Raw genomic sequence first — 26,925 nt, forward strand, 5'->3', positions numbered from 1 at the left:
GCGGCGCGAACAGCTGGCGGTGTCGATCCCATCGATTCGCGTCCCGGGCTGGTCGGCTGACAGGATCAGCGCCGCAGTGTGGGCGAGGTGGCTGCGGATCGCAGCGCACCCGCTCGGGTAGAGATCGTGGGAAAGGAACGTCGGGGTTGGCGACGGATGTGCGAGCCGAGGTGGAGTCCTTCCTTCTCGGAGACCGGTTCGCCTGTCTGGCGGGTCGCTCCGCCTGGCGTCAGGGCGGTATCACTCATGGCCATTACGACGTCATGGGCGGCGAGGAGTCGGCGCGGCTGCTGGCCGCGGATCTCGCGGAGTTCGTTGACGGCGCCGACTGGGGCTCTCGCAAGTTCACCAGCTTCATCGCGACCTTCGAGCAGCCTCGCGGTGTGGACGAGCTGCGCTTCGAAGAGCTGTTGTGGCAGCACCTGCAGCTGTTGCACGAGGCGGACGCGGACCGGTTCGCCTGGGCGGCCGGATGTTCGTCGGATCCGCGGTCCGGTGAGTTCAAGTACAGCGTGGCGGGGCATCCGTTCTTCGTGATCGGCTTGCACGAGACACATCGGCGGGTCGGCCGCCGTCCGCCGTTTCCGATGCTGGCGTTCAATTCCCACGAGCAGTTCGCGCGGATCAAGGCCGACGGGATGTGGGATCGGCTGGCAGACAAGATCCGTAAGCAGGACATCATGCTGCAGGGTGACATCAACCCGAATCTGATGGAGTACGAGACGCTGTCCGAAGCGCGCCGCTACTCCGGTCGCCCCAAGCCCGCGGATTGGCAATGCCCGTTCAGCGCCCGTGCCGCGGCGGCCGAGGGTGCGCTGTCAGGTGCTCGGCACGTCTGACCGCCCGGTCGCCGTGGCGGTGACACGCCCCGGATTCTCGGGGCTGGACGCCGTTGTCACGAACGGCGATAGTCCAGTGGTGCGATGGGGTGCGTTGGTGGCGCGGGTAGCGGTTGGTGTGGCGTTGGTGCTGGCAGTGGCGGTGCCGGTGACGGCTGAGCCGTTGACGGTGGAGTACACGTGGACGCAGGAGTATCTGACCGCGCCCGATGGGACCCGGTTGCATGCTGACATCTTGCGGCCGGCGGGGGTGGCGGCCGATGAGCGGACGCCGGTGATCCTGACGGCGAGTCCGTATCGGGCGCATCTGGCCTACCTGAGTCAGCCACGGCCCGAGGGCGGGCCGTCGACGGAGAATCTGCCCGTCGAGTGGGCGCTGCGGGCGGGGTACACCTATGTGATCGTGGATCTTCGGGGGTTCGGTGGGTCCAACGGGTGTCCGGATTTCGGTGGGCCGGGGGAACAGTCGGATGTGGTGGCCGCGGTGGAGTGGGCGGCGAGCCGGCCGTGGTCGACGGGGCGGGTCGGGATGGTCGGGACGTCGTATGAGGGCTGGACCGGCATGATGGCGCTGGCCGGGAAGGCGAAGGGGCTGGCCGCGGTGGCGGCGTTCGAACCGGTCGTCGATCCGTACTCCTATCTGTACATGCAGGGCACGGCGTGGAAATTCGGTGGCAAGCCGCTGACCGAGGACGGGGTTCGGCCCGCCGACACCGCGGGGGCCGAGCATCTCGCGATCGCCTCGACGCCCGGTCACTGGTCGGACTCCGACGAGTACCGGGCCAATGCCGTCGCGATGCCTCCGGGCTGCGCCGAGGGCTACCTGGCACTCACCACCGACCACAACGGTGCCAACCCTGGCTGGCAGGAGCGCAACATGGTCGATGCGCTGCGCGGCAATACGATTCCGCTGTTCCTCGGCCAGAGTTTCCTCGACTCCAACACCAGGGCCGACCGCGTCATCGAGGCGTGGGAGGCGCGCGGTCCCGGCGAGCACCGGGCGTGGTTCGGGCAGTGGGGACACTCCGACTGCAGTACTCGCTGTGGGACACCGCATTTCGCGAATGAACTGTTCGCCTTCCTCGACCGGCATGTGGCGGGTGCCGAGGTGGAGGTGCCGGGCCCGCCGGTCACGGTCGGCCAGTTCGACGGTGGGTGGCGTGGTGAGCCTGTCTGGCCGCCGACTGATTCCCGTCGAGTGTCGGTCGATCTGCGGACCGGCACCTACACCGATCGTGGGCTGCTGCCCGGACCGGACCGTGAGATCTGGTCGATCTCGGCGCCGGTGTCCGAGCCCGTGCACCTGGCCGGACGCGCCACGGCCTCGCTGAAGCTGGCGGGACCACACCATGCCACCGTCGCGCTGGAGCTCTACGACATCGCCCCGGACGGGCAGGCCACGGTCTTCACGCGTGGCATCGCTCCGGTCGGCCCGGACGCCGAGATCCGCTTGCTCTGGCAGGACGCCCGGCTCGACATCGGACATCGGCTCGGCATTCGCATCACGGATGTCGTCGACGACGTCTGGTCGCACATCCCGGCGAACGCGATCATCACGGTGACCTCGGCGCGCCTCGACCTGCCGCTGCTCACCACTCCGCGTGAGCTGGACCTGACCGGCGGCGTCCCCATTTGGCACGAACGCTGGCGCAACGTCGAAGCGGTCCACCTCGACCAGGCGATGCTGTCCGATCCCGCACACGCAGTCGAACTGCCCACCGTGAACTGAACACGTCTCCCTCGCGCCCTCTACACCCGACGCGGGGGTGTAGAGGGCAACGGCCCTTGTCGGCGCCCACAGCGGTGCGGCAAAGGGTGCGTTCACATCCTGGACAGACGGACAGCAGGCGATGGTGGCGTTCGCGTCTCGGGGCCGATGCTGAGAGCCTGGTGATCAACCGCCCAACAGGGCGCTGGGGACCGCTTGCCGCTGGAACAGGCGCTAGGTCGTGATGCCCTGACGGGAATTCTGAACCGATCCCGCTGTCGTGGCGGGAGGTTCACCGCGCAGAATCTGCGCCACCAGTTCGGGATGTGTCAGGTGCGGGTAGTGGCCGGTGTCGGGAATCGTGATGACAGAGTGGCCCGTCGGTTCGGTCAGCGGATCGTTCGCGCCGACGATGATGTCGACCGGGACCTGCACGCGTGCGAGTTTCGCGGCGAGTTCGGCCCGGCGGGCAGCTGCACCGGCAGCGCGCAGCGTAGCGAAGGTGCGCTGTGCGACACCGGGACGTCGAAGGTTGGCCGCAGCCGAGGCGATTGCCGGGCCGTCCGGAGTGCCGAGCAACTCGGCGAGTTTCGCGGTGGGAAGCCGCTTGACCACCTCTGCCGTGATCGGTGTGCCGATCAGCCACGCGGCGGGCTGTTGCAGAAGGGCGGGCGCGATCAGTACCAGCCGCGCCACCCGTTCGGGATGACGCAGGGCGAACTCGATCGCCGGTCCGGTCCCGAGCGAGTGACCGACGAGCACCGGCGTGGTGCGCACCGGCGCCATGAGCTCATCGGCCCAGTCGCCCGGCGAGGCAGTCGACTTCGCCGATCGTCCCAGCCCGGGCAGATCGGCCGCCAGATACGGTCGGTCCAATCGCTGGGTGACGTCGAGCCAGGAATCGCTGTCGATCGGAATCCCGTGCAACAAAACGTAACCGGGGTCCCGCTGATCGCCACTCACCCAGGTGCCGTCCCGGAATCCGGCGTGCGCCGGTGCGTCGACGGCGCCGTTGCGGGTGGCGACGATCCCCTCGGCGTAGGTACGCAGAAGGTCGCCGACCGGCGGATGCGCCACACCGAGCCGTCGCGCGACGTCCTCGCTCGCCGTGGTGTCGTAGCGGTCGTCGCTGATGAACGGCAACGTTTCGGGATCGGCGTGCGACAGTGCCCGGGGGAGTCGGCGCACCACCGAGACCGGAATGGTGAAACGTGGTGCCGGAACGCGCAAGTGGTCGGCGACCAGCCGGATCAACTCGGGCAGGTTCGGCGTGGTCGCGTCGAGCAGCGGGTAGGACCGGCCCACGGTGTCGGGCAGCGTGGGCAGTCCGGCGATGACTCGCACCAGGTAGTCGAGGTCGACGACCGGGATGAAGGTGTCGGCAGAGCCCGGCAGCGCGGGCAACCGGCCCCGCCACAGATTGTCGATGATGTCGGCGAGCCCGAAGTACTGGCCGGGGCCGAGGACCCCGGCGGGGTTGGCGAAGGTCAACGGGATGTCGCGTGCGGCGGCGACCTCGCGTAGCAAGACGTCGGCTTCGGTCTTCGAGGCGCCGTACGCGCCGTTGCGGTAGTCGGCTTCCAGGCTGTTGTCCGATCCCTGGACGCGGTAGCCGGTGATGTGCACGATGCGCCGCAGATCCGGTTGCCGCGCGGCCCATTCCAGCACGTGCAGGGCCCCGTCGAGATTGACCCGGCGGGCCACGTCGGCATCGAGGCCGAATTTCATCAGCGCGGCCGCGTTGTAGACATCGCGAACTCCTTCGATCGGCTTGCCGAGGGCCAGATCCGGTTCGCCGATGTCGGTGGTGGTGATTGTCAGCGCGGTGGTGTCGACGTCGTGGCTGTCGAGCCAGGTGCGGAGCCGATCGTGGCTGCCCGCGCGCAGCGCGGCGGTGACGGTGTGTCCGGTGCGCAACAGTTCGGCGACGAGGGAGCGGCCGATGAATCCGGCGGCGCCGAAGACGATCGAGTCGGTGGTGACCATGATGCACTTCTTTCTATAGACCGATTGGCATATTTTTGGGAGATGGATTGGGGCTGTGTTCGGCGCGCGATGTCAGATCAGCATGTCGATGGTGTCGGCGAGCTGGCGCAGCGGCCGGCGGTCACGATGAGTGCGGGCGAGAATCAGTCCGCCCTCGATCAGGGCGAGTGCCACGGTGGTGACACGTTCCGGTTCGGGGTGGCCGAAGCCGATCAGTCGCTCGCGAATCGCCTCTTCCCAGAGTTGATAGGTAGCCGAGCAGGATTGCCGCACCGCGGTATTGGTGGATGCGGTGTCCAACGCGACGGCGGCGACAGGGCAGCCGATGGTCCAGTCCGAGGCTTCGAGTTGATCGCCGAGCAGGGTCAGCATCTTGCGGGCGAAATCGGGGGCGTCGCTCGCCTCGATGGTGCGGATGATCTGGGCGATGTCGGCCCCGCTCTCGGTGAGTGCCGCCGAGACCAGTTCGTCTTTGCCGCCAGGGAAGTGGAAGTACAGCGACCCGCGTGGCGCTCCGCTGTCCTGCACGATCTGATTGAGTCCGGCGCCGAAGTAGCCCTGCGACTCGATCAGCGAGCGTGTGGCCCTGATCAGCTTGCTCCGCGTCTCGGCGCCCTTCTTGCCCATGCCCCCAAAACTAGACCGATCGACATATTTTGGCAACCGTCAGCCGAGCAGGGCGGCGGCGTCGGTGGACAGGCGTTCGATGGTGACGGCGACGGGCTCGACGTGGGTGACCAGGCCGACGCCCTGCCCCGCGTCGACCGGAGCGAGCCGCGGATCATCGGAATAGATGGCTTCGCGCAGTCTTTCGGTACTCGGGGGCTCCTCGTCGCCATTGGGCCGCGACCACGGATCGGTGAACTCGTTGCGCAGCACGCGGGCCGGGTAGATCGGTGGCCAGGGCAGATCGAGTGCTTCGTCGAAGGCGGTGGTGAGGACGGTGCTGGTGGAGTCGGCGGCGAGCATGGCCCGGCGGGCGTTCTCCGGCAGCAGGGATTCCTCGGCCGCGGCCAGACAGGTGCCCAGCCACGCCCCCGACGCCCCTGCCGCGAGCACCGCGGCGAGGGCGCGCCCCGAACCGATTCCGCCCGCCGCCAGCACCGGAACGGTCGCGATCTCGAGCACCGCGTCGAGCAGCGGCAGGAGGGCGAGGCGATCGGCGCCGTGACCACCGCCTTCGCTGCCGCGGGCGACGAGGACATCGATCCCGGCGTCCTGGGCGCGGTGCGCGCCGGGCACGTCGTAGACCTGGGTCACCGTGCGGATGCCCGCGTCCCGCACGGCCGGCACCCAGGAGAAATCGGTCCCGAAACTGACCGAGAGCGCGCGGGGTTCGGCGGCGATCGCGGTGTCGAGCAGATCGGACTCGCGGGTGCGCACCCAGTCCACCAGTCCGATTCCCACGGTAGCGTCACCGGCCTCGACGAGTTCCCGTCGGAGCGCGTCGACCGAGCCCGCGCTGCCCATGCCGATCATGCCGAGCCCACCCGCCGCGGTGACCGCCGCCGCGAGCCGGCCGCCCGCCGCGCCGCCCATCGGCGCGTTCACCACCGGCACCCGTAATCCGAGCGCGCGGGACCAGGTGGTCGACAGGATCGGATCGGGCTCCGAGGTAGTGCTCATCGGCTCATCACCTTTCGTCGCGGCTCCGGCGAATCATCATGGCAGTCCGTACCGACTTTCCCGGTCGCGTCGTGCGGGCCTGTTTCGCGGACCCGGCGGATGCTGGGACGCGTATGGTCGCACTGTCGCTACCACGAACAGGGGCTCGGATGACCATCAGGGATCGGCTGGAACAGATGGTCACCGAGTCGCCGATGGTGTTCGGTGAGCCGATCCGGACCACCGACGGTGCCACGGTGATCACCGTGGCCCGTGGCGGCGGTTTCGGTCGTTCGGCGAAGCCGGTCGGGGTGTTCGTGCTCCACGACGGCCGCGCGCACTGGACGCCGGCGGTCGATGCCACCCGCATCGCCCAGTTGGGCGAGATGATCGGTCTGGTCACCGGGGTGGTCGTGGCGCTGGCGATTCTGCGTCGTCCGCCGTGGCCGGATCTGCGCCGCCGAGGGTGAGTCCGCGCAGGGCCAGGGATTCGAAACGCTGCCACGCCGCGGCGGGCGGCACCGGCGCGACCGGGTCGATCACCACGCCGAGGAGGCCGAGCAGTCCCCACGACAGGAACGCGACGGTGTCGGCGGGCTGATCGGTGAGCAGTTCACCGACGATGTCGGCGACCCCGCGCCGGTAGGCGTGCAGCACCGTCGTGGTGGCTTTCGGGCCGATCAGCGGGTGGTACACCTCGGGGTACTGCGCGGCGAGGTGGAACATCACCCGCAGCGGGCCGAGTGGTGAGCCGGGCACCGTGGTGCGGGCGATCTCGCGGCGCAGGAACTCGGTGCAGCCGACCAGGAGCAGGTCGTCCTTGTCGCGGTAGTGGGCGTAGAAGGTGGAGCGTCCCACATCGGCCCGGTCGATGATGTCGCTGACCGTCACCCGGTCGTAGCCCCGTTCGATCATCAACTCGATCAGCGCTCGGTGGAGGTGGTCTCTGGTGCGGCGGACCCGGCGATCGGTGTACTCGGCCATCGTTCCTCCCGGGACGGATACGCCGGATCTGTCCGGAAACGGACGGATCCGGCCGTTCTGTTCCTGGTCGGCGCGGTGTCGGCGTTCGACCATGGACGCATGTCAGGAAACCAGCTTCTCACTCCCATGTTCGTCGACAACAGTGACACCGGCCTGGTCATCGCGGGCCTGCGCCGGTACAACGTGTTCACCGCGGTGTTCTTTCTCGGCAGGCATCGTCGGTTGCTCACCGAATTGGCCGCGATCTCCCGTGCCGCGCCGGGGGAGCGCGCGCTCGACATCGGCTGCGGGCCGGGCAAACTCGTTCGGGCGCTGGGTGCCGCGGTCGGAGGGTCGGGTGTCGCGGTCGGGGTCGACCCGTCGGAGACCGCGATCACCGACAATCGGCGGCGTGACCGGGCGGCGAATCATCGCTACGAGCGCGGACCCGCGCAGGAACTCCCGTTCGCAGACGCCGAATTCGATGTCGTCACCTGCACATTCGTCATGCACCACGTTCCTGAGCAGCATCGCGACGCCGCGCTCGCCGAGATGTGGCGAGTGCTACGCCCTGGCGGTCGGGTCCTGCTGGCCGACGCGGCGCCCGCGCCGTGGATGCGCCGAGTGTTCGCGCGGCGGTCCGGTGACCCGTTCGCCGAGGTCGACATCCGCCGCTACGCCGAGCAGTTGCGTGCGGTGGGCTTCACCGACCTCGACTACACCGACAGCCGGTACCAGACCGGTATCCTGACCGCCGTGAAACCCGAGGGCAGCGCCCCGCCGGACGGATCGGCGGATGTTGTCGGTGGCCTCGGCTAGGGTCGGTTTCGACAGGATCGGAATCGAGCACGGGGGTGTGGCATGACGTTCGATCAGCGCGAAGCCGAGGCGCGGGAGTTCGCCGTCGCAGCGCACGGCGACCAGCGCTACGGGGAGCATCCGTACAGCAGACATCTCGCGGCGGTGCGCGGCGTGCTCGCGGACTTCGGCTACGGCGGTGATCTCGCGCTCGCCGCCTGGCTGCACGATGTCGTCGAGGACACACCCGTCACCGCCGCGGAAGTCGAATCCCGTTTCGGCCGTGAGGTTCTCGATCTGGTCTGGGCGGTCACAGGCGTCGGCCCCGATCGCAAGGCGCGAAACCTGGACGCCTACAACAAGATCGCCGCGCACCCACGGGCCGTGATCCTCAAACTCGCCGACCGCACCGCCAATGCGGAGGCCAGCCCGCCCGCCAGCAGTTGGATGGGTATGTACCGCACCGAACACCCCACCTTCAAAGCGCACCTCGGTGGGCTGTTACCCGACGACCCGACGGTGGCGCGGATGTGGGAAAGGCTCGAACAGTGTCTCGATCTGTCGGTGGCGCCGCCGACCGATCAGTGGGTCGAGATCGACCGTCTGTTCGCCGTGGGGGAGCGGGAGAAGGCGATCGCGGCGGTACAAGCCGCCTTCGACTGCGACCCGGGGGAAGCGGAGCGGATTCTCGCCGAACGGGTGTGAGTCCCTGGCTGCTCGGCGTCCGCCATCGACCGGTGGCCCCGCGCTGAACGTTCACTGACTCAGCGGACGACCCAGCGCGGACGGCGTCGCCGAACCCGAGACATCGGCCTGCCAGAGCGGGTCCTACGGGTACCAGCAACTCGGCTCGCGCTCGGCTGCTGTTCGCACACCCAGCGCTAGGAAGTCGGATGTTCGGCGCTGCTTGTTGACCGCAGTTGCTCCGCCGCGGCGGCCGCGAGGTGGTTGTCCAGTTGCTCGTGACCCGAGGTGCCACCACCGCCGGGACCGCCGTCGTCGGGGACAACCCGCCGGGCGGACAGGTGGATCGCGTCGACCCCGGCTCGGTGCAGGCCGGGAATGTCGCCGACGGTGACGCCGCCGCCCGCCATGATCTGGATCCGCCCCCTGGCGTGCTCGACCATCGCGGCGAGTTCGCCGAGACCTTCGGCACAGTGGGATGCGCCGCCCGAGGTGAGTACCCGGGTCATTCCGCTGTCGATCAAGGTGTCCAATGCTGCTGAGCGGTCGTCGATCTGATCGATCGCCCGATGAAAGGTGAGTTCCATGTCGTCGACTTCGATACCGTCGAGCACCCTGCGCATCACCTCGACATCGACTCGATGGTCCTGGGTCAACGCCCCGACGACCAAGCCCGCCACTCCGGCCGATACCGCCGCCCGTGCGTCGGCGTTCATCACCGCGATCTCGTCGTCATCGGTGTACACGAAACCGCCTGCGCGGCAACGGATCAGCGCGTGCACCGGAACCCCGGCCCCGACTACGGCCTCGATCGTGCCGATACTCGCGGTCAGCCCGCCGGTACTGCCCAGCGCCGCACACAGTTCCACCCGATCCGCCCCGGCCCGGCGGGCGCCGTGCGCACCCGCCACGTCCTGCACCGCGAACTCGAGCGCGGTCACCTCAGAACGACTGCCAGGCCGGCTTGTTCGCCAGCGCGTACTTGTAGTAGTCCGCCAGCTTCAGCTTGCTCGCCGCAGGTTCGTCGATCACCACGGTGACATGCCGATGCCACTGCATCACCGAGGCCGGGCAGAACGCCGACAGCGGCCCCTCGGCCGCGGCCGCGATGGCATCGGCCTTCCCGGCGCCGAGGGCGATCATCACCAGGTGACCGGCCTCGTTGATCGTGCCGAGGCCCTGGGTGAGCACGTGATGCGGCACATCCTCGGGACCGTCGAAGAAGCGGGCATTGTCCTTGCGGGTCTGCTCGGTCAGTGTCTTCACCCTGGTCCGCGAGGTCAGCGCCGATCCGGGCTCGTTGAAGCCGATGTGCCCGTCGGTGCCGATGCCGAGCAACTGCACGTCGACCCCGCCCGCCGCGGCGATGGCGGCGTCGTATCGCCTGCCCTCACCCGCGATGTCGCCGGCTTCGCCGTTCGGGCTCAGCACCCGGGTCGGGTCGAGGTTCACGTGGTCGACGAACTCCGACCGGATCACCGAGAAGTACGACTGCGGATGGTCTTTCGGCAGCCCGACGTATTCGTCGAGCAGGAACGCGCTCGCGGTCGAGAAATCCAGCTCGCCCTCGCGACAGCGTCGCGCCAGTTCCTGATAACTGCCCAGCGGCGAGGACCCGGTGGCCAGGCCGAGGATCGCGTTGCCGCGCTCGACGTAACCGCCGACGATGTCGGCGACCGTGGTGGCCACTTCGTGCTCGTCCGCCCGGATCACGATCTCCATCAGGTTCCTTCCGTTCCGGCGACGAACACCCGTCGCGGTTGCAATGACTGGTCGGTGACGAGGAGGTCGGCGCGTGCGCCGACGGAGAGCGTGCCGCGCTCGTCGGTGAGGCCGAGCACGCGAGCGGGGGTGCGGGAGGCCGCGGTGACCGCGTCGAGGAGGGGGATCCCCGCGTGCCGGACGGCCCAGCGGACGACATCGAGGAGCGTGGCCGTGCCGCCCGCGATGGCGCCGGGAGATCCGTCGCTGGTGGCGAGCCGGGCGACACCGTCATGAACGCGCACATCGAGCGCACCCAGCCGGTAGTCGCCGTCGCTCATTCCCGCGGCCGCCATCGCGTCGGAAACCAGTGCGATCCGGTCGGCTCCGACCGTGTCGAACACCATCGTCACGGTCTCGGGCGCGAGATGCACGCCGTCGGCGATCACTTCGACCACCATCTCGCCGCGGCCCGCGGCCGCCAGACAGGCGGCGACCGGGCCGGGGGAGCGGTGGTGCAGTCCCGGCATCCCGTTGAACAGGTGGGTCGCCGTGATCGGTGCACCGACCGCGTCGGCGATGCGGGCCGCGGTGGTCGCGGCGTCGGCATCGGTGTGGCCGAGGCTGGGCAGCACCTCGTGGTAGCGCATCGCGGTGAGCAGCGCGTCGAAGTTCGCCGTCTCCGGCGCGAGCGTCATCGAGCGGACGGTACCCCGCGCCGCCGCGCAGATCCGCTCGAACAGATCGGGGTCACCGGGAATGATCGCCGCGGGATCCTGTGCGCCACAGCGGATCGCGTTGATGAACGGACCCTCCAGGTGCACGCCGAGCAGGTCGCCGTCGGTCACGAGGTCGGCCAGCATCGACGCTTGGCGCACCAGCGCGTCGGACTGGGCGGAGACCAGACTGCCCAGCAACCCGGTCGTGCCGTGGCGGCGGTGATGCGCGGCCGCGATGCGCGCGCCGTCGCCATCGGCATTGGGGAACCCGAACCCGGCGCCGCCATGGCAGTGCAGGTCGATGAGTCCCGGCAGGACGAGGTCGTCGCTGACCGGCGGCAGCAACGCGCCGCCGCCCCGATCCACCGCGGGCCCGACCCAGGTGATCCGGCCGTCGTCGAATTCGACGACACCATCGGCGATCTCACCGACCGACGTCCCGACGAGATGCCCGCGCACGACATTCGGTCGGCTCACCGCGCCGCCACCAGACAGACATCGGCATGGTCTTGCCGGGGGAGGCGGGGCTCTTGCCGGGCATTGGTCCGCGCCCGCCACGGCGTCACCGAAATCCGCCGGGAGTCGACGCGGCCTGCTGCCGCGTGGCCGGACCGGCGGGCAGCCGGACCGGCCACGCGATTGTCGGGACGCTCACGGATGCCCGACGATCGCCGCGACCGCCTCGCGCGCCAGCTGCGGATTCCTTGCGGCACACGCCGCGTCCGCCGCGTCCCGGCACCGCTCGATGTCGACGGCCGACAGGGCCGCACGCACCGCGGGCAGGGCGGGCACCGACATGGACAGGCTCGTCACCCCGAGTCCGACCAGTACCGGTGCCAGCGTCGGATCCGAGGCCGCCTCACCACACACCCCGACCGATTTCCCCGCCGCCGCTCCGGCCGCACCGACCATCGCGATCAGATCGAGTACGGCGGGCTGCCACGGATCGAGCAGGTGGGCGAGCCCACCGGCCATCCGGTCGACCGCGCAGGTGTACTGACTCAGGTCGTTGGTGCCGATGCTGACGAAGTCGAGGTGGGCGAGCAGATCGACCGCGCGCAGGGCCGCCGCGGGGATCTCGATCATCGCGCCGACCTTGCGCAGCCCGGATTCGCGGGCGAGCGCGGCGAATCCGGCGGCCTCGTCGGCGGTGGCGACCATCGGCGCCATCACCCACAGCTCGGAGCCGGTCGCCTCGCCCGCGCGGGCCAGCGCGGTCAGCTGGGTGGCCAGTGTCTGCGGGAACACCGTCCCGATCCGCAGGCCACGCACACCCAGCGCGGGATTCTCCTCGGTCCCCAGATCGAGGAAGGGCAACGGCTTGTCCGAACCCGCGTCCAGGGTGCGCACCACCACGCGGCGCCCGGCGAACTGCTCGAGCACCGCGGTGTACGAGGCGGTCTGCTCGTCGAGCGACGGCTCGGACGGCTTACCGAGATACATGAACTCGGTGCGGAACAGTCCGACGCCCTCGCTGTCGACGGGTCCGGCTTTCACGGCGTCGTCGACAGTGCCGATGTTCACCAGCAAGCTCACCGGTGTGCCGTCGGCGGTGTGCCCCGGCCCGCTCGCGGCGGCGATGCGTGCCTTGTCCGCGGCCGCCCGTTCGGTAGCAGCCTGCTGGCGGGCCGTGCTCGGATCGATCACGACCTCACCGGTGGTGCCGTCGAGCAGGACCGGCGCGCCGTCTACGAGGAGGTCGGTTCCGGGACAGTTCACCACCGCGGGTAGTCCCAGCGATTTCGCCAGAATCGCGGTGTGGCTGGTCGGCCCGCCTTCGCTGGTGAGCAGCCCGACCACATCGCTGTCGCCGAGCATCGCGGTATCGGCGGGCGCGAGATCCCGAGCCACCAGCACGAACGGATACCCCGGCTCCGGAATCCCCGGCATCGGCTGTCCGAGCAGCACGGCGACCGTACGGCCACCGATGTCGCGCAGGTCGGTGGCCCGCTCCGCCATGTATCCGCCGAGTGCCTCGAGCTTGGCGCAGAACCCCTCGAAGGCCAGGTGCACCGCGTGCGCGGTCGGCATTCCGGCGGCCAGCTCCTTCTCGGTGGCGGCGACGATGCCCGGATCACGGGCCATCGTCGCCGACATCGTCAGGATCTCCGCCGCGACGCCGCTGACCCGAGCGGCGCGCGCAGCCATCTCGTCGGCCACACCACCGAGGGCGTCCTTGACCCGGGCGAGCTCCCGCTCGGGCGAATCGCCGACCGGGTCCTGCGCGGAAGTCTCGAGCTGCGAACCGAATCGCAACCACGGTGCGCTCACCACGCCGGGACTCACGCCGAGGCCACGGATCACCTGCTCGGCCATCAGGCCGCGTCCAGGTCCGAGGCGACGAGTTCGGCGAGGTGCTCGAGCACGGTGTCGTCACCGTCGGCGTGCAGCGTCACCTCGGTGCCGTGACCGGCGCCCAGCATCATCACCGCGAGAATGCTCGCGGCGTCGACCGGTTCGCCGTCGCCCACCGAGATCCGAACGGGGACACCCGTGGCCTGCACGGCCTGGGTGAACTTGGCGGCGGGCCGGGCGTGCAGCCCCACCGTGGATCCGACGACGGCTGTGCGGGTGGTCATGGTCTCACTCACCTTCCAGTTTCTTGTCCAACTTCGTTTCGACTTCGGCGACCAGTGGCGCGTCGGTTCGAGTATCACCGGTCGCGGTCTGCGCGGCCGCGGCTTCGGTCGCGGCGACATCCGGCGCGCCGACCTCGACATCGGTTTCGGCCTCACGACCGGGCGTGCGCAGATTCCACTTCTTGATCACGAAGCTGAACAGCACGTAGTAGATCACCGCGTACCCGAGGCCGATCGGGATCAGCATCCACGCGTCGGTCGCCTTGCCGAAGTTGAGCACATAGTCGATCGCACCCGCGGAGAACGTGAATCCGTCATGGATGCCGAGGGCGTTGACCAAGGCGTGTGAGGTACCGGTGAGCAGTGCGTGCACGACGAACAGCGGCCACGCCACGAACATGAACGAGAACTCGAGCGGCTCGGTGATACCGGTGACGAACGCGGTCAGACCGGTGGAGAGCATGATGCCGCCGACCAGCTTCTTCTGCGACGGGCGGGCGTTGCGGTAGATGGCGAAGGCGGCGGCGGGCAGTGCGAACATCATGATCGGGAAGAAGCCGGTCATGAAGGTGCCCGCGGTCGGGTCACCGGCGAAGAACCGGTTGAGGTCGCCGCGCACGAGCTGGCCGGAGGCGTCGTTGTAGTCGCCGACGAGGAACCAGACGGTGGAGTTCAGGATGTGGTGCAGGCCGGTGGGGATGAGCAGGCGGTTGGCCGCGCCGTAGATGCCGCCGCCGAGGACGGTGTTCTCGGCGACCGTCTCGCCCACCCAGGTGAGCGCGGAGTTGAACGCCGGGTAGAGGAACGCCATCCCGACACCGACGACCAGGCCGGTGACCGCGGTCAGAATCGGTACCAGCCGCCTGCCGTTGAAGAAGCCGAGGAAGTCGGGCAGTTTCGTGCGGTAGAACCGCTGCCACAGCATCGCCGAGAGCAGCCCCATCACGATGCCGGCGAGCACGCCGTAGTTGATCATCGCCTGGCCGCCGGTGGGATCGGTCTTGCCCTCGAGCACGATCGGCGACATCGCCTCGAACACGCCGTTGATCACCATGTAGCCGACCACCGCGGCCAGTGCCGTCGAGCCGTCGGCCTTCTTGGCCCAGCCGATCGCGATACCGACGGCGAAGATCAGCGGCAGCCAGGTGAACACGGCCTGTCCGGCGGCCGAGATGACCGCGGCGGTGCTCTCCAGTGCGGAGAATCGGCCGAGGAGGTCGTCCTGGCCGACGCGGAGCAGGATGCCCGCCGCGGGGAGGACCGCGATCGGCAGCATGAGGCTGCGACCGAGGCGCTGCAAACCCGCGAACACCTTCGATTCTTTTTTGGGGCTGTCGGTAACGGCAGTCATGTCGACCTCTTCGTGCCGGGCGTTCCGGCGGTCTCGGCGAGCCGGTCGGACTTCGCAGCCGATCCGGGACAACTATTGTGAACCAGTGACCCTGACGGGTACTGTCCGGTCATAACCAGTTGTCAGTTTGACCAGGTGGCCGTCGGATGTCAACCGCGAAATATGACGTGGCGCACATTCGAGGCTCCCATACTGGAATCGGCAACCACCGCAGAAGGGGAGAACACATGTCCAAAGCGGAAGCGATCGTCAAGGGCCTTGGTGGCGCGGAGAACATCGTCGAGATCGAGGCCTGCATCACCCGGTTGCGCACCGAGGTGAAGGACGGCGACAAGGTCGACGAGGCCGCGCTCAAGGCGGCGGGCGCGCACGGCGTTCTCCAGGCGGGCTCGGTCGTGCAGGTCGTCGTCGGCCCCGAAGCCGACACCCTCGCCGAGGACATCGAGGACATCCTGTGAGTGTGCCGGTGCTCGCTCCGCTGCCCGGCAAGGTCGTCGCGCTGGCCGAGGTCCCCGACCCGGTCTTCGCCGGTCAGCTGGTCGGCTCCGGCGTCGCCGTCGACCCCGACCGCACCCGGGGGCCACTCGTGGTCACCGCGCCCATCGCGGGCAAGATCGTCAAACTGCATCCCCATGCCTTCGTGATCCTCGGCCACGGTGTCGGCGTCCTGGTCCATCTGGGGATCGACACGGTGAAGCTCAAAGGCGAGGGTTTCGAACTTCTCGCCGCCGAAGGCGACGAGGTGGTCGCGGGAGCCCCTGTCGTCACCTTCGATCCCACCCGGATCGACACCACCGGCTATTCGCCGATCTGCCCGATCGTGGTCATGGACTCGGCCAAGGACTCGGTCACCAGCGACGCGATCGACACCGCCGTGGAGCCCGGCGCCCTCCTGTTCGACTCGCCGTAATCGCAAACAGTTGACGCCTACTCGGCGTCAGCTGTTTTCACATCCGAATCCGTCTCCATCGCTGTCGAGCCCGTAGTCGTCGGGCCCGATCACCCGCACCGGTCCGCTGTAGACCGGCCCGTCTCCGCTGCCGCCCGCGCAGTCGACATCGCTGGTGATCGGGAGACACGGGTCGTAGGACGGATGACATTCGCCCGATGGCGGCGGTGGTGGTGGCGGACAGAACTGGCTCGATCCGCTGCCGCACAGCAGATCGGCGATCGGATCGGCGCCGGCCTCCGTCGGCAACGCGATGGCGATGGCAATCGCCGCGCAAGCGGCCGGTCCGAGAATTGTCGCTGGTCTCATGACTGCTCCGATCATTCGAGACGCACGAACAGTCTCGCGCACACTGTCCGCACAATGCGTTTCGGAGACCGAATCGTTGGCGGCGGGAATGAACCCCTGGGCCGGACAGCCCGTAGTTCTGCACAGTGGGGCCCCGCGATCCGCGGAGTCCGCTGGGACTCGGGAGGACCAAACAGTGACGACAGTGGAGCAGACCGGTGAGGAGTTCGCCGAGCGATTGTTCGGCGCAGCGCTCGGCGCCGTCGACATCCTGGCGGTGTATCTCGGTGATCGGCTCGGCTGGTACGAGGCGTTGGCCGCCGGCCCGGTCGACGCGCGTGAGCTGGCCGAGCGGGCGGGCGGTGACGTGCGGTATGCCCAGGAGTGGCTGGAACAGCAGGCCGCGACCGGGGTGTTGACGGTCGGCGCCGACGGCAGATTCGCCCTCCCGGCGGGACCGGCGGAAGTGCTCACCGACCGGCACAGCCTCAACTACCTCGCGCCCCTGGCCCGGATGTTCGCCGGTGCGGCGGTGCAGATGCCCGCGCTTGTGCGCGCGTACCGTGACGGCGGCGGGGTCGGCTGGTCCGACTACGGCGCCGATCTGCGCGAATCCCAGTCGGACATGAACCGTCCCTGGTTCGAGCACCGCCTCGCTCCGGCTTTCGCCGAGGTCGCCGAGGTCGACAACGCGCTGTCACGCCCCGGTGCCAAGGTCGCCGATATCGGTTCCGGAGGCGGCTGGTCGTCGATCGCGCTGGCCCGCGCCTACCCCGAGCTGATGGTCGACGGCTACGACATCGACGCGCCCTCGGTCATCATGGCCCGCGAGAACGCCGCCGAGCTCGGCGACCGCGTCCGCTTCCAGCACGCCGATGCCACCGCACTCCCCGAAGGTGCCTACGACCTGGCCTTCGCCTTCGAATGCGTGCACGACATGCCGTATCCCGTCGCGGTGCTATCCGCGATGCGGAAAGCCTTGCGCCCCGGCGGCGCGGTGATCGTGATGGACGAAGCGGTGGAACCCGAGTTCACCGGACCGGCGGGCGAGATCGATCGGCTCATGTACGGATTCAGCCTGCTGGTCTGCCTGCCCGACGGTATGGCTCACCCCGATTCGGCGGGCACCGGCACAGTCATGCGCGCCGCCAAACTGGGCGAATACGCCGAGCAGGCCGGCTTCACCAGCGTGCGGACTCTTCCGATCGAGGACTTCGGCTTCTGGCGCTTCTACCTCCTGGCCACGTGAAACTCGCTCAGCTGCCCACACATTCGATGAGTGGCGCGGGGTAGTCCCCCGCAACGATTCCCTCGCGCCACGGCCGGTGAATCCGCGCGCCCGGCAGGTGTGCCAACTCCGGGATCCAGCGCCGCACGTAGACGCCGTCCGGGTCGTAGCGGTCGGCCTGCCGGAGTGGATTGAGGACACGGTTGGGGCGGGTGTCGGTGCCGGTGCCCGCGACCCACTGCCAGTTGAGCTGGTTGTTGGCCAGGTCGCCGTCGACGAGCCAGTGCAGGAAATGCGCCGCGCCGACCCGCCAGTCCTGGCGCAGCGATTTGGCGAGGAAGCTGGCCGTGATCAGGCGCGCTCGTCCCGGCATCCAGCCCTCGGCGCGCAGTTGGCGCATGCCCGCGTCGACGATCGGATAGCCGGTGCGGCCGTCTTTCCATGCGGCGACGGACTTTTCGTCGTCGGCCCCGGTGCTGGTCCGTCGGCGGTAGTCCGACCAGGCGGCGTCGGGGCGCGCGGCGAGCACCTGGTGATGGAAGTCGCGCCAGGCCAGTTGCCGGACGAAGGCCAGTCCGCCTTCGGTGGTCGAGTCGACGCGGTGGACCAGCTCGGTCGGGGACACGCAGCCGAAGTGCAGGTGGGGTGACAGCCGTGAGGTGGCGTCGGCGGCCAGATCGTCGTTGTCGCGGGCGTAGTCGCCGATCGGGCCGTCGAGCCACTCCCGCAGCAGCGCACGACCGGTCGTCTCGCCGCCGACCGACAATCGAGGTGACGGCTCCCCGGTGGCGAGCTCGCGTGCCTCCGGTAGCGGATCGCTGGCCGTGCGCGGTACGGACAGCGAGCCAGGAGCGGGCAGGGGACGACGGCGATGGGTCTCGCTCCATCGGCGGAAGTACGGGGTGAACACCGAGAAGTGGTCCCGGCCGGTCGACGGCGTGATCTCGGCGGACGTGGCGGTCACCGAGCCGGAATGGCAGTGCACCGACCAGCCGTCCGCGCGGTCGCGCAGGGCGTGCTCGCGATGTCTGCTGTAGCGGCTCACGTCCTCGGCCAGATGCACGCTCGTGGCCGAGGTTTCGGCGGCGACTCGCCGCACCTCGTCGACCACCGCGCCGTGTCGCACGATCAGCCGACCGCCGAGCGCGCGCAATTGCTCGTCGAGTTCGGCGAGTGCGGCGGCGAGGAAGTGCGCGCGGTTGGGCGGGCAGCGGTCCGGCACCAGCGCCTCGTCGACGACGAACAGCGGTACCACTCGGTCGGCCGCGCGGGTCGCGGCCGTGAGTACCGGATTGTCGTGGACCCGAAGATCGCGGGTGAACAGAGCGACCGCGACGCTCATCGCGTGCAGAGGGGCCGCACGTCGGGATCGCCGCCGGTGGTCGGCGTGGTGAGATACACGCACGGGTCCTGGCCTGCGGTGCGGATGGCGGCGTCGACGTCCTGCCAGGTGGTGTCATCGAGCGCGGGGGTGCGCGAGAGGACGAAGCCGGAGAGCCGGCTGGGGGAGGTGACCAGCGCCCACGAGTACTCCGGGCCCAGCGCGGTCACGATGTAGTTGGTGTCGCCTTCCCGCTCGCCTTGGCCGGGGACGCCGGGAAAGCTCACGTGCAGTTGCGCGTTGGTGTCCGGATCGTTCACGGTCGCGGTACCGCGGATCTCGTCGACGCCGCCGGTCCAGGTGTGACACCGGTTGTGGACCCCGATGTCGCCCTGCGGGTCGAGGGTGTAGGTCGCGGTGGTGTCGCGCGCGCAATTGAGGTTGAACGGCTGGGGGATCGCCGCGAGCTGACGCCATTCGCCTAGGTAGCGGTCGAGTTCGAGGCTCGGAACCGGCGCGGGCGGTGCCGCGGCGGCCCCGCCGGGAACCACCGCGCCGAGGCCCACGGCCGCGGCGATCATCAGTCCGGTGGTCCACGAGTTGCGACGAGAGTGCACGGGAAACTCCTAGGGTCGGTGTCTGGCCACAGTAGCAAATTTCGATGCAAAAATGATGCACTCACACAGTCTTGGTGGGCTTGTCCGAGTGTTCTGCGCGGGGTCGATGGAGGCTTGCCGACGCGCGTCGGCCCCGGCCGCGGCGCGAGCGCCGCGCGGTTCCGGGCAGAATGAGACGATGCCCGCCGGTTTCGCCCCCACCCCCGCCGGATACACCGTGCGCGCGGTGGCCGACCGTCTCGGCATCCCCACCGCCACCCTCCGGAGCTGGAACCGTCGTTACGGCATCGGTCCCGCCCAGGCCCGGCCGGGACGGCATCGTCTCTACACCGAAACCGACATCGCCTTGCTGGCGCACATGCTCGAGCTGATCCGCGGCGGCGCGAGTCCGGCCGGAGCCGCCGCGGCGGCCCGTGGACCCGTCCCCGTTCAGGGCGACCGCACCGGCCTGCTCGACGCGGCCTTCGACCTCGACACCGCCGCCGTCTGCGCCTCCATCGAGGCCCATGTGCGGGCCTACGGTGTCGTACAGACCTGGGAGCTCCTGTGCCGCCCCGCCTTTGCCGACATCGTGGCGCGCCAAGGCGGTGGTGAGAGCTGCATCGATGTCGAGCACCTGCTGTCCTGGTCGATCACGGCGATCATGCAGCACGTCCGCCCGGCGCCGAGCAGTGCTCCCGTGCTCCTGGCGTGCACCAGCGGAGAAACCCACGCGCTCCCGCTGGACGTCTTGCGCGCGGCCCTGGCCGAAGCCGGAGTCGGCGCCCGCATGCTGGGCGCCGACGTGCCGACCGCCGCGCTGTCGGACGCGCTCGCCCGACACGCGGGGCCGTCGTCGGTGCTGCTGTGGTCGCAGCGCGAGTCCACGGCGTTGACCTCCGCCGTGCTCGCCTGCGCGCACACCGGCGCTCGGGTATTCGTCGGTGGGCCGGGGTGGGATGCGGTGTTGCTGCCCGACGCGGCCGAACGGGTCACCGACCTTTCTGCCGCGGTCGCCATCTTCAGCTGACTCCTTTTCGGTCGGATCGCTCTGTCGCTGAGCGCAACTGCAGTTCGGTGCCCCGCGGCGGCTGGATTGCTCGGGTTCCCGAAATCGATCGAACGATGCATTATCGACGCGTCCTGTGCCGATCGGATCTACGGCGAGTAGCGCCTGTGGTGGGCCGTGTAGGACCGATCCGGTAGGGACACCTCATGCGGCGGCCGCCGCTTCGCAGATGATCGGTTCGGCCGCGTCGACATACCCGACGTGGCCGCGTTCGGGCAGCTGCCGCGGCACACCAGCCGCGCCGAGCCCCGGCCGGGTTTGAGGGCCGGTGCCGTTGCGCCGGTCACGGCGCACTCTCAATCGGTAAGGGGCGCTGCCGTGCGCCCGAGGACATGGCGCAACGTGGCCTCCAGTTCCCCGGTGCGGAACCGGTGTCCGGCGGTGCTCAGTCGAGCCGGGATCACCCGCTGATTCGCCCCGGCCAACTCCCGCGCACCCTCCTTGCCGAGCAGCACCGCGGGGCCGAAACCAGGCACCGGCAGCAGTGCGGGCCGGTGCAACACCCGAGCCAGCACCCGGGTGTACTCGCTGTTGCGAACGGGATGCGGTGCGACAGCGTTCACCGGACCGGACAGGCTGTCGTCCCACAGCGCGCGGTGATACACATCGACCAGGTCATCGATTCCGATCCACGAGAACCACTGCTGCCCGTCGCCGATTCGCCCACCCAGCCCGGCCGCGAACAACGGCCGCAGCAGTCGCAACGTCCCGCCCTGCGGCGACTGGACGATCCCGGTGCGCACCTGTACCGCCCGGACTCCCGCCGCCGAGGCCGGAACGGTCGCCGCCTCCCACCGCTCGACCACGTCGGCCAGGAACCCGTCGCCGCGCTCGGCTTCCTCGGTCAGCGTCTGCTCACCACGGTCGTAGCCGTAGAAGCCGATGGCCGAGGCGCTGACGAAGGTGGCGATCCCGGCCGTCGCGGCGAGCTCGGCCAACCGCCGGGTCGGCTCGATTCGGCTGTCGGCGATCGCGCGCTTGTGCGCGTCGGTGAACCGCCCCGCGATCGAGGCGCCGGCGAGATGCACGACGGCGTCGACACCGTCGAGCAGATCGGCGGCGGGCTCGTCGGGATTCCACTGCCGTTCGTCCTGGTCTCGGGCCGGATGCCGGACCAGCCGCAGCACCCGGTGTCCGCCGGTGGTCAGGAACGCGGACAGGGCCGAACCGACCAGTCCGGATGCGCCGGTCACCGCGATCGTGCGCGAGGACCAGCCGCTGTCACTGGCGCGACGGTGCGCGGCGAGATCGTTCGCGAGTTGCTGATAGCGATAGTCGAACATCGCCCGCAACGCGGCCTTCGGCACCGGCGTGCGCACCCGATCGATCACCCGCGTGTGCCCCTCGTCGATCTCCTCGAACTCGTGCACGTGCCGCCACGGGAGCAGCCGCCCGACCGGTGCCGAGGCGAGCCCGTCCGTGGTGACGGCATCGGCGAAACGTTCGGGTGGCCGATAGGCGTCCGGATCGTGCTGAGCGAGCCAGCGCAGCCCGCCCGGCAGTCCGAGGACGGCACAACCGGAGGCGAGGGAGTCCGATTCGGCGAGCAGTGTCACCGGCTGCCAGGGTGGCGCCAGCCGGGCGAACGCGCCGGGCCGGGCGAACCAGTCGAAGACCTCGGTCCGGGGTGAAGCAACGATGGCGGAACAGTCGATGCCCATCCCTCGACTGTAGACATACCGCCCGCCGAAAGGTGTCCCGCCGCCGCGAGTGCCGGGTCAGAGCGCCGAACGGACCAGCTGCTCGGTCTGCACCGTCCACTGCGCCGCCAGTGCGTCGAAGTAGCGTTGGCTGCTCCACAGCCGGTAGTTGCCGATCACGTAGACCCGTCGCCGCGCACACGACACTGCCGTGTTGAGCACGTTCGGATTCGTCGCCGCCCACCGCCGCGAGCCGCCCGCGGCGGGTGAGGTGCCGAGCACCAGCACGACCACCTCGGTCGAGTTGCCGTGCATCGCGTGAATCGTGCCGACCTGCCGGGCGGCGAACTCCGGTCCGAGCACCGCCTGCGCCACCTCCCCGGCGCCCCGCGCGACATCGCGGAACGGGCTGACCACCCGGATCTGCGCCGGATCGACACCGTCGGAGGCGAGTTCGGTGAGCAACGCGGCGAGCGCCTCGCCTTCGCCCGGAATCCAATTGCCTTCCGCCCGTGCCGATCGCACATCGATCCAGCGATTGTCATCGGGGAATTCGGGTCGTGACGGCGTCCCGAAGATCAGCAGATCGTCGTCGTAGGCGATCCGGTGCGTCAGTTCGAAGATCGGCAGATCGCTGCGCCGGTGCACCCGCAGCGGCGTGCCGACCCAGACCGGCGCTTCGGCGTCGGCGGGGGTCAACCAGGTGCCGTACCGCACCACGCGGTCGGCGGCATGGCGCGCCGAGGCCCGATCCGGCATCCATTCCCGATCGAGGTCGTATTCGCCGACCAGAGCCTCCTGCGCCGAGGTCGGCAGCACGCCCACCGGTCCGAGCTGACGGTGGTCGCCGACTATCACCGCCCGCCGCGCCCGCCACAGCCCACCGGCCACCGCCTGCGGTGCGGCCCGACCCGCGTCGTCGACGAACAACCAGCCCAGCGCCTCGCGTCCCAACCCGGCGAACAGACTCGGCAACGCGGTGAACGTGGTCGTGATCATCGGCACCGCGAGGAACATCGTCTGCCAGGCGGCCGCGATCGTCTCCGGCTTCGGCGCCACCGCGAGCTCGTCCCGGATCAACGCGACGGCCACGATGAGGTTGTCGCGCACCCGCGGCGCGGCATTGAGCAGGAAGGCCCGGTGCAGCCGCAGCGCCGACAGGAACAGTTCACGGCGCGCCGTCGAGTACTGCTCGTCGGCCCACGGATTGCACAGCTGGAACTGCTCGTCGTCCCCGGCGACATCGCCGAAAGGAATGGTGCGCGACCAGTTCTCCCGCGCCCGCTCGATGACATCGAGCGCCGCCTCGCGACGCTCGGTCAACTCGAGGTGCTCGCGAATGAGCGTGCGCCCGTGTTCAGCCGCTCGCGCCCACTGCTCACGCGTGTACTCGACCTCGGTCTGGCGCCGCCGCATCTCCGACTCGGCGATGTGGCGCTCCCGCAACAGTTCGGTGCTACGCGCACTCCACCGTCGTCCGGCCCGGAACCCCGTCGACAGCGAGGCCAGGAATCCCGGCTTGAGCCCGCTGTGCTCACCGAGTGCCTTGCCCGCCCGATGATGCTCGGCCTGCGCGCCGCGCAGATGCTCGGCCGCCAGCCGATGCCGGTCCCGCCAGTGCGCGTGCGCGTCATCGGCTTCGGCGATCTCGGCCGACATCGTCGCCAGCCCGTTGTTCATCGTGGGCAGTTCGGCGACCGCGTCGGCGACGTCCTGGCGCTCCTGCGCGAGCCCGCGCACCTCGGCCCGACACCGCGCGAACTCGCGCACCGCGGTCGACCAATCCGGGATCGAATCCGGTTCCGCCTCCGCCTGTTTGAGAATGTCGAGCATGCCGCCCGAACTCGCCTGCGCGCCGTTCTGGCGTTCGGTGGCGAACCGATCGCCGAACCAGAACTGCTCACCGAACGCGCGGCGCGTCCCACCGAGCGCCGCGGCGACCAAGCCCCACGCGGGCTCGTCGCCGACGAGTTCGGCGAGGTCGGTGAAATGATCGATTCGCACGTCGCTGTCGATCGACTCGCGGTGCTGGATCTCGGCGACCACCTCGGCGGCGGTCTCGTCGCTGCCTGTCGCCAGCACCACTTCGAATCCGGTGATCGCGGTGGCCAGCCGATGTGCCCCCACCGTGTAGTTCTTGGCCACCTGCACCTGTTCGGTGACTCCGGCGAACACCGCGAGCGGATCGTCGAAGGCCGCCAGTCGCGCGGCCCGCTCGACCACGATTCCCGCCAGCAGATCCCGCAGCATCGTCGTCGTCCCGGTGCCCGGCGCGCCGTGCACCGCGAAAATTCCCGCACTGTCGGCCAACTCGGCCATCGCCCGGTCGACAGCGAACTGCTGGCCCGACACCAGCGGGTCACCCGGCCAGCGTCCGTCCGGAATCAGATGGGGGAGCAGCCCTTCGACCATCACGTCCTGCCGCTGCCGGACATCGATCCGATCATCGACCGGCAACGCCTGCGCTGCCGTGAGGTAGTCCCGCAGCGCCGCACCGACATCGCCGCGTTGCACCGCCGAGCCCAGCGCGGCGAGGTCCGCACCCAACCCACTGTTGAGGCGATCCTCGGCGCCGGCACTGTCGACATCGCGCGTGGCGACCTGCACACACGCCACCCGCACGCCACCGGCGCGCAGCTCGGACCGAATCCCGAGCGCGCCGCACAGCTCTCCGGTGAAGGTCTGCAGATCCCGCCCGGTCAGTCGAGGAGCCTCGACGCCGTCCTCCGGCTCGTTCGGGACGAACCGTTCGGCGAAGGCCAATGCCGACATCCCGGCCAGCCCCGGCGAGATCACGCCGTCGGCACCCGCCGCGATCAGCGACGCGCCGACCCCGCGACCGGCCACATCCAAGGCCCGCCACCGCGGCTTGTCCACCTGCTCGGCCTCCGGCGCCGCCGCGGCTTCCCGCGTCAAGGTGTCGAAGGCGGCGGTGAAGGCCGCCGAATCATGATCGAACCCGTCGGCCCAACCGGTATCGCCCGGCCCCGGCGACCGCAGTCGATTCACCGCCCACGCCAACCCCGACAGCGTCGCCGAGCCGCCGACGACCACCCCGTCGTCGGACAGCGTCAGCGCGAAAGCGGCTGTGGTTCCGGCCCGTCGAGCGTCCGCCTCGAGCTGGTCCTCTCCGAACATCCGCACCAATGCCTCACGAGCCCGGCCGACCCCGAACAGCCCGCCGTAGACCACGAATTGCCACACATGCCCCGCCCGCAGCGGCGGCAGGACCGTCGTGTCCTCCCACGGCGCGACGTCCTCGGTCCCGAGTTCGACGACGAGTCCACCCGACTCACAGTCCGCCTGTATCTCGGGAACCAACTGGGGACCGAACAACTCGACGGTCTGCCAGAAACGCACGAGCCGCACGGCATGCTCGGATCCGCTCACGATGCACCCCAATTCCGTCGGCCATCATGCTGACAACCCGTACCACGGTACGCGATCGCTATTTCTCCGGCACGCCAACCCGCACGTCAGCCACTACCAGCTCGGCAGACACCCCGCCGCGCGCAACCGCCCCGCCAGCGACGAGTTCACCATCGCACTCGACCCACTCCCGGCCCCCAACGCCACCAACACATCTCCACCCAGCCCCGCCCCGAACGAACACCCGAGGACGTTCACATCGATGAAGATGTTCTCCCTCGGTTCGGGCTGCTCGGGTTCGGCAGCGGCCGAACCCATCCCGACCATGGCGCACGCGGCCACCGCTCCCACGATCGCCGCGATCCTGACACTTCGCACTTGTCCTCCTGGACTGCGCGGCACTCCGCGCCGATTCATCCACCCGCCGAGGTCTCGACGACGGCAGCAGTGTTGACCGAACCACCACGCCGGAAACGTCGACCCCACCCTCCCACGGCATCGAAATATGGATTGACCGAGGAACTCCGACATCGCACGCTGAGGGGCATGGACGACCTCGACACCGCCGCCGACCTCTTCGCGCTGGGCGAGCGCGGTCGAGAGGACCTGCCCATGGTCGCCGCCGAAGCACTGGCCCGGGGCCTCGACTCACCGGCCCTGATCGAGCTCGCCTGCCTGCACCGCACGGACACTCGGGATGCCCCCGACTTGTTCCGCACCGCCCTGGCGGAACTCGGTCTCGACGGCCCGAGTTGGCCGCAGCGAGAAGCCGATATCATGCTCCGCCGAGCCAGCCAGCACGCCGAGCGCCTGCTGTCCGGTGACGGTGATCCCCTCGAACACCTCTCGAGGATCTCCACGCACCTGTTCACCCTGGTGCGGACGCCAACGTCGCAGCGCGCCGATCTGGACACTCTGGCCGCAGATTTCGAGTACCTGTGGGGCTGCGCCTACGACGGATACCGTGACCTCGAGGACGTCCTCGACGACGCGCGACGCGGGTGCCGACACCTACTGGCCGGTCCGCCCTACGAGCCGATATACCAGCGCGTTGTCAGCACGGACAGTGCCGCGGTTGCGAAGCGGCCGTGGTGGCGAACCCTCCCACCGTGGTTACGGCGCGTCTTACGTGGATGATCTGGATCGCGTTGAGCGAACCCGCGTACTGCGGTTTCCAGGGCCTGTGCACGGTGGACACGACCGTCGAGCGCGGGTTGATTCCGTGGAGCGTCGCGTGGGCGGGATGGCTCCTGGCTGGGTGCGCCGGGTGGCAAGCGGTCCGATAGCCTGCGGGGCGAACGACGAGGATTCATTGGGGCGGGATGCGGCTGGAGCTGGGTCTGGGCCAGTTGTGAATCGCCGCGCCGGAACGAATGTGAGCTGTCGGCCGGGCGCGTTCCGTAGTGGGATCGTGTCCGGCCGACGGGTCCGTAGACTCCAGTCCGGGCAGTCCGATATCGAGAGGCAGGCCGACCAGAAATGACGTCCCATGGCCCCTTTCCCCGGCATCTGCCCGACTCGACCGCGGACCC

27 protein-coding genes are annotated in these 26,925 nt (G+C 69.4%); 10 read left to right on the top strand and 17 right to left on the bottom strand.

The window, feature by feature from the left end; genetic code table 11:
- Positions 1-146: 146 nt before the first annotated feature.
- Both gntA and BOX37_RS08510 read left to right on the top strand, forming a co-directional pair.
- On the top strand, positions 147-839 hold the full coding sequence (gntA, locus tag BOX37_RS08505; protein ID WP_071927170.1) for a guanitoxin biosynthesis heme-dependent pre-guanitoxin N-hydroxylase GntA: 693 nt from the start codon (positions 147-149) through the stop codon (positions 837-839).
- 97 nt (positions 840-936) lie between these two features.
- Positions 937-2,568 carry a CocE/NonD family hydrolase gene (locus tag BOX37_RS08510; protein WP_240505270.1) on the top strand — a complete coding sequence of 544 codons (1,632 nt, stop codon included), beginning with the start codon at positions 937-939 and terminating at the stop codon, positions 2,566-2,568.
- A 213-nt stretch (positions 2,569-2,781) separates the two neighbouring features.
- On the opposite strand, the gene BOX37_RS08515 is transcribed toward BOX37_RS08510, so the two are convergent.
- The 3 genes from BOX37_RS08515 to BOX37_RS08525 form a co-directional block, all read right to left on the bottom strand.
- The gene (locus tag BOX37_RS08515; RefSeq protein WP_071927171.1) at positions 2,782-4,533 is read right to left on the bottom strand and encodes an alpha/beta fold hydrolase; all 1,752 of its coding nucleotides are present in this window, start codon (positions 4,531-4,533) and stop codon (positions 2,782-2,784) included.
- 72 nt (positions 4,534-4,605) lie between these two features.
- The gene (locus tag BOX37_RS08520) at positions 4,606-5,160 is read right to left on the bottom strand and encodes a TetR/AcrR family transcriptional regulator (RefSeq protein WP_071927172.1); all 555 of its coding nucleotides are present in this window, start codon (positions 5,158-5,160) and stop codon (positions 4,606-4,608) included.
- A gap of 39 nt (positions 5,161-5,199) precedes the next feature.
- Positions 5,200-6,132, bottom strand: coding sequence for an NAD(P)H-dependent flavin oxidoreductase (locus BOX37_RS08525; protein WP_071931291.1), 933 nt, complete (start codon positions 6,130-6,132; stop codon positions 5,200-5,202).
- Positions 6,133-6,308: 176 nt separating this feature from the next.
- Between BOX37_RS08525 and BOX37_RS08530 the strand changes: the two genes are divergently transcribed.
- The gene (locus BOX37_RS08530) at positions 6,309-6,608 is read left to right on the top strand and encodes a hypothetical protein (RefSeq protein WP_071927173.1); all 300 of its coding nucleotides are present in this window, start codon (positions 6,309-6,311) and stop codon (positions 6,606-6,608) included.
- Here the strand turns inward: BOX37_RS08530 and BOX37_RS08535 are convergent.
- Complete coding sequence (locus tag BOX37_RS08535) at positions 6,538-7,122, bottom strand: TetR/AcrR family transcriptional regulator (protein ID WP_071927174.1); 585 nt, start codon at positions 7,120-7,122, stop codon at positions 6,538-6,540. The genes BOX37_RS08530 and BOX37_RS08535 overlap by 71 nt on opposite strands.
- A gap of 99 nt (positions 7,123-7,221) precedes the next feature.
- On the opposite strand from BOX37_RS08535, the gene BOX37_RS08540 reads away from it, so the two are divergent.
- Both BOX37_RS08540 and BOX37_RS08545 read left to right on the top strand, forming a co-directional pair.
- Complete coding sequence (locus BOX37_RS08540; RefSeq protein WP_240505271.1) at positions 7,222-7,920, top strand: class I SAM-dependent methyltransferase; 699 nt, start codon at positions 7,222-7,224, stop codon at positions 7,918-7,920.
- A gap of 42 nt (positions 7,921-7,962) precedes the next feature.
- Positions 7,963-8,604, top strand: a complete 642-nt coding sequence (locus BOX37_RS08545) for an HD domain-containing protein (RefSeq protein ID WP_071927175.1) — start codon at positions 7,963-7,965, stop codon at positions 8,602-8,604.
- A 176-nt stretch (positions 8,605-8,780) separates the two neighbouring features.
- Here the strand turns inward: BOX37_RS08545 and BOX37_RS08550 are convergent, their stop codons facing one another.
- The 6 genes from BOX37_RS08550 to BOX37_RS08575 all read right to left on the bottom strand — a co-directional run bounded on the left by BOX37_RS08550 (position 8,781) and on the right by BOX37_RS08575 (position 14,933).
- Positions 8,781-9,524: a copper homeostasis protein CutC gene (locus BOX37_RS08550; protein ID WP_071927176.1), complete on the bottom strand. Its 744-nt coding sequence runs from the start codon at positions 9,522-9,524 to the stop codon at positions 8,781-8,783.
- 1 nt (position 9,525) lies between these two features.
- On the bottom strand, positions 9,526-10,305 hold the full coding sequence (gene nagB, locus BOX37_RS08555; RefSeq protein WP_071927177.1) for a glucosamine-6-phosphate deaminase: 780 nt from the start codon (positions 10,303-10,305) through the stop codon (positions 9,526-9,528).
- Entirely contained in the window at positions 10,305-11,480 is a 1,176-nt protein-coding gene (locus BOX37_RS08560) for an N-acetylglucosamine-6-phosphate deacetylase (RefSeq protein ID WP_071927178.1), read from the bottom strand. Before BOX37_RS08560 ends, nagB begins: the two co-directional genes overlap by 1 nt.
- A gap of 174 nt (positions 11,481-11,654) precedes the next feature.
- A complete protein-coding gene (gene ptsP / locus BOX37_RS08565; RefSeq protein WP_071927179.1) occupies positions 11,655-13,319 on the bottom strand; it encodes a phosphoenolpyruvate--protein phosphotransferase in 1,665 nt (554 codons plus the stop codon).
- Positions 13,319-13,582: an HPr family phosphocarrier protein gene (locus BOX37_RS08570; RefSeq protein WP_071931293.1), complete on the bottom strand. Its 264-nt coding sequence runs from the start codon at positions 13,580-13,582 to the stop codon at positions 13,319-13,321. Before BOX37_RS08570 ends, ptsP begins: the two co-directional genes overlap by 1 nt.
- A 4-nt stretch (positions 13,583-13,586) precedes the next feature.
- Positions 13,587-14,933, bottom strand: coding sequence for a PTS transporter subunit EIIC (locus BOX37_RS08575; RefSeq protein WP_071927180.1), 1,347 nt, complete (start codon positions 14,931-14,933; stop codon positions 13,587-13,589).
- Between the two features lie 227 nt (positions 14,934-15,160).
- Here BOX37_RS08575 and BOX37_RS08580 point away from each other — a divergent pair, with 227 nt between their 5' ends.
- Together BOX37_RS08580 and BOX37_RS08585 are read left to right on the top strand one after the other, a co-directional pair.
- A complete protein-coding gene (locus tag BOX37_RS08580; RefSeq protein WP_071927181.1) occupies positions 15,161-15,391 on the top strand; it encodes a PTS sugar transporter subunit IIB in 231 nt (76 codons plus the stop codon).
- Positions 15,388-15,843 carry a PTS sugar transporter subunit IIA gene (locus BOX37_RS08585; RefSeq protein ID WP_071927182.1) on the top strand — a complete coding sequence of 152 codons (456 nt, stop codon included), beginning with the start codon at positions 15,388-15,390 and terminating at the stop codon, positions 15,841-15,843. Before BOX37_RS08580 ends, BOX37_RS08585 begins: the two co-directional genes overlap by 4 nt.
- 27 nt (positions 15,844-15,870) lie before the next feature.
- Here the strand turns inward: BOX37_RS08585 and BOX37_RS08590 are convergent, their stop codons facing one another.
- Positions 15,871-16,191 (bottom strand): hypothetical protein, encoded by a 321-nt coding sequence (locus BOX37_RS08590; protein ID WP_071927183.1) that lies wholly within the window; start codon positions 16,189-16,191, stop codon positions 15,871-15,873.
- 175 nt (positions 16,192-16,366) lie between these two features.
- Between BOX37_RS08590 and BOX37_RS08595 the strand changes: the two genes are divergently transcribed.
- On the top strand, positions 16,367-17,419 hold the full coding sequence (locus tag BOX37_RS08595) for a methyltransferase domain-containing protein (RefSeq protein ID WP_071927184.1): 1,053 nt from the start codon (positions 16,367-16,369) through the stop codon (positions 17,417-17,419).
- A gap of 7 nt (positions 17,420-17,426) precedes the next feature.
- Here the strand turns inward: BOX37_RS08595 and BOX37_RS08600 are convergent, their stop codons facing one another.
- Entirely contained in the window at positions 17,427-18,740 is a 1,314-nt protein-coding gene (locus BOX37_RS08600) for a cryptochrome/photolyase family protein (protein WP_071927185.1), read from the bottom strand.
- A complete protein-coding gene (locus tag BOX37_RS08605) occupies positions 18,737-19,300 on the bottom strand; it encodes a lipocalin family protein (protein WP_071931294.1) in 564 nt (187 codons plus the stop codon). Before BOX37_RS08605 ends, BOX37_RS08600 begins: the two co-directional genes overlap by 4 nt.
- A 214-nt stretch (positions 19,301-19,514) precedes the next feature.
- Between BOX37_RS08605 and BOX37_RS08610 the strand changes: the two genes are divergently transcribed.
- Positions 19,515-20,345: a MerR family transcriptional regulator gene (locus BOX37_RS08610; RefSeq protein WP_071927186.1), complete on the top strand. Its 831-nt coding sequence runs from the start codon at positions 19,515-19,517 to the stop codon at positions 20,343-20,345.
- Between the two features lie 183 nt (positions 20,346-20,528).
- Here BOX37_RS08610 and BOX37_RS33830 read toward each other — a convergent pair whose 3' ends face one another.
- The 4 genes from BOX37_RS33830 to BOX37_RS08625 all read right to left on the bottom strand — a co-directional run bounded on the left by BOX37_RS33830 (position 20,529) and on the right by BOX37_RS08625 (position 25,771).
- Positions 20,529-20,678, bottom strand: coding sequence for a hypothetical protein (locus BOX37_RS33830; protein ID WP_156910334.1), 150 nt, complete (start codon positions 20,676-20,678; stop codon positions 20,529-20,531).
- A 2-nt stretch (positions 20,679-20,680) separates the two neighbouring features.
- On the bottom strand, positions 20,681-22,045 hold the full coding sequence (locus tag BOX37_RS08615; protein ID WP_071927187.1) for a TIGR01777 family oxidoreductase: 1,365 nt from the start codon (positions 22,043-22,045) through the stop codon (positions 20,681-20,683).
- 57 nt (positions 22,046-22,102) lie between these two features.
- Entirely contained in the window at positions 22,103-25,414 is a 3,312-nt protein-coding gene (locus tag BOX37_RS08620) for a DEAD/DEAH box helicase (protein WP_071927188.1), read from the bottom strand.
- Positions 25,415-25,507: 93 nt separating this feature from the next.
- Entirely contained in the window at positions 25,508-25,771 is a 264-nt protein-coding gene (locus tag BOX37_RS08625) for a hypothetical protein (protein WP_071927189.1), read from the bottom strand.
- A 168-nt stretch (positions 25,772-25,939) separates the two neighbouring features.
- On the opposite strand from BOX37_RS08625, the gene BOX37_RS08630 reads away from it, so the two are divergent.
- Positions 25,940-26,530 carry a hypothetical protein gene (locus BOX37_RS08630; protein WP_156910335.1) on the top strand — a complete coding sequence of 197 codons (591 nt, stop codon included), beginning with the start codon at positions 25,940-25,942 and terminating at the stop codon, positions 26,528-26,530.
- Positions 26,531-26,925: the final 395 nt, after the last annotated feature.

This window comes from Nocardia mangyaensis (genome assembly GCF_001886715.1).
Lineage (GTDB): Bacteria > Actinomycetota > Actinomycetes > Mycobacteriales > Mycobacteriaceae > Nocardia > Nocardia mangyaensis.

Coding starts and splice junctions, on each gene's coding strand:
- nagB (WP_071927177.1), bottom strand. CDS start 10,305: ATGGAGATCGTGATCCGGGCGGACGAGCACGAAGTGGCCACCACGGTC.
- BOX37_RS08610 (WP_071927186.1), top strand. CDS start 19,515: ATGCCCGCCGGTTTCGCCCCCACCCCCGCCGGATACACCGTGCGCGCG.
- BOX37_RS08605 (WP_071931294.1), bottom strand. CDS start 19,300: ATGATCGCCGCGGCCGTGGGCCTCGGCGCGGTGGTTCCCGGCGGGGCC.
- BOX37_RS08535 (WP_071927174.1), bottom strand. CDS start 7,122: ATGGCCGAGTACACCGATCGCCGGGTCCGCCGCACCAGAGACCACCTC.
- BOX37_RS08540 (WP_240505271.1), top strand. CDS start 7,222: ATGTCAGGAAACCAGCTTCTCACTCCCATGTTCGTCGACAACAGTGAC.
- BOX37_RS08630 (WP_156910335.1), top strand. CDS start 25,940: ATGGACGACCTCGACACCGCCGCCGACCTCTTCGCGCTGGGCGAGCGC.
- BOX37_RS08515 (WP_071927171.1), bottom strand. CDS start 4,533: ATGGTCACCACCGACTCGATCGTCTTCGGCGCCGCCGGATTCATCGGC.
- BOX37_RS08575 (WP_071927180.1), bottom strand. CDS start 14,933: ATGACTGCCGTTACCGACAGCCCCAAAAAAGAATCGAAGGTGTTCGCG.
- BOX37_RS08545 (WP_071927175.1), top strand. CDS start 7,963: ATGACGTTCGATCAGCGCGAAGCCGAGGCGCGGGAGTTCGCCGTCGCA.
- BOX37_RS08530 (WP_071927173.1), top strand. CDS start 6,309: ATGACCATCAGGGATCGGCTGGAACAGATGGTCACCGAGTCGCCGATG.
- BOX37_RS08570 (WP_071931293.1), bottom strand. CDS start 13,582: ATGACCACCCGCACAGCCGTCGTCGGATCCACGGTGGGGCTGCACGCC.
- BOX37_RS08615 (WP_071927187.1), bottom strand. CDS start 22,045: ATGGGCATCGACTGTTCCGCCATCGTTGCTTCACCCCGGACCGAGGTC.
- ptsP (WP_071927179.1), bottom strand. CDS start 13,319: ATGGCCGAGCAGGTGATCCGTGGCCTCGGCGTGAGTCCCGGCGTGGTG.
- BOX37_RS08580 (WP_071927181.1), top strand. CDS start 15,161: ATGTCCAAAGCGGAAGCGATCGTCAAGGGCCTTGGTGGCGCGGAGAAC.
- BOX37_RS08590 (WP_071927183.1), bottom strand. CDS start 16,191: ATGAGACCAGCGACAATTCTCGGACCGGCCGCTTGCGCGGCGATTGCC.
- BOX37_RS08520 (WP_071927172.1), bottom strand. CDS start 5,160: ATGGGCAAGAAGGGCGCCGAGACGCGGAGCAAGCTGATCAGGGCCACA.
- BOX37_RS08600 (WP_071927185.1), bottom strand. CDS start 18,740: ATGAGCGTCGCGGTCGCTCTGTTCACCCGCGATCTTCGGGTCCACGAC.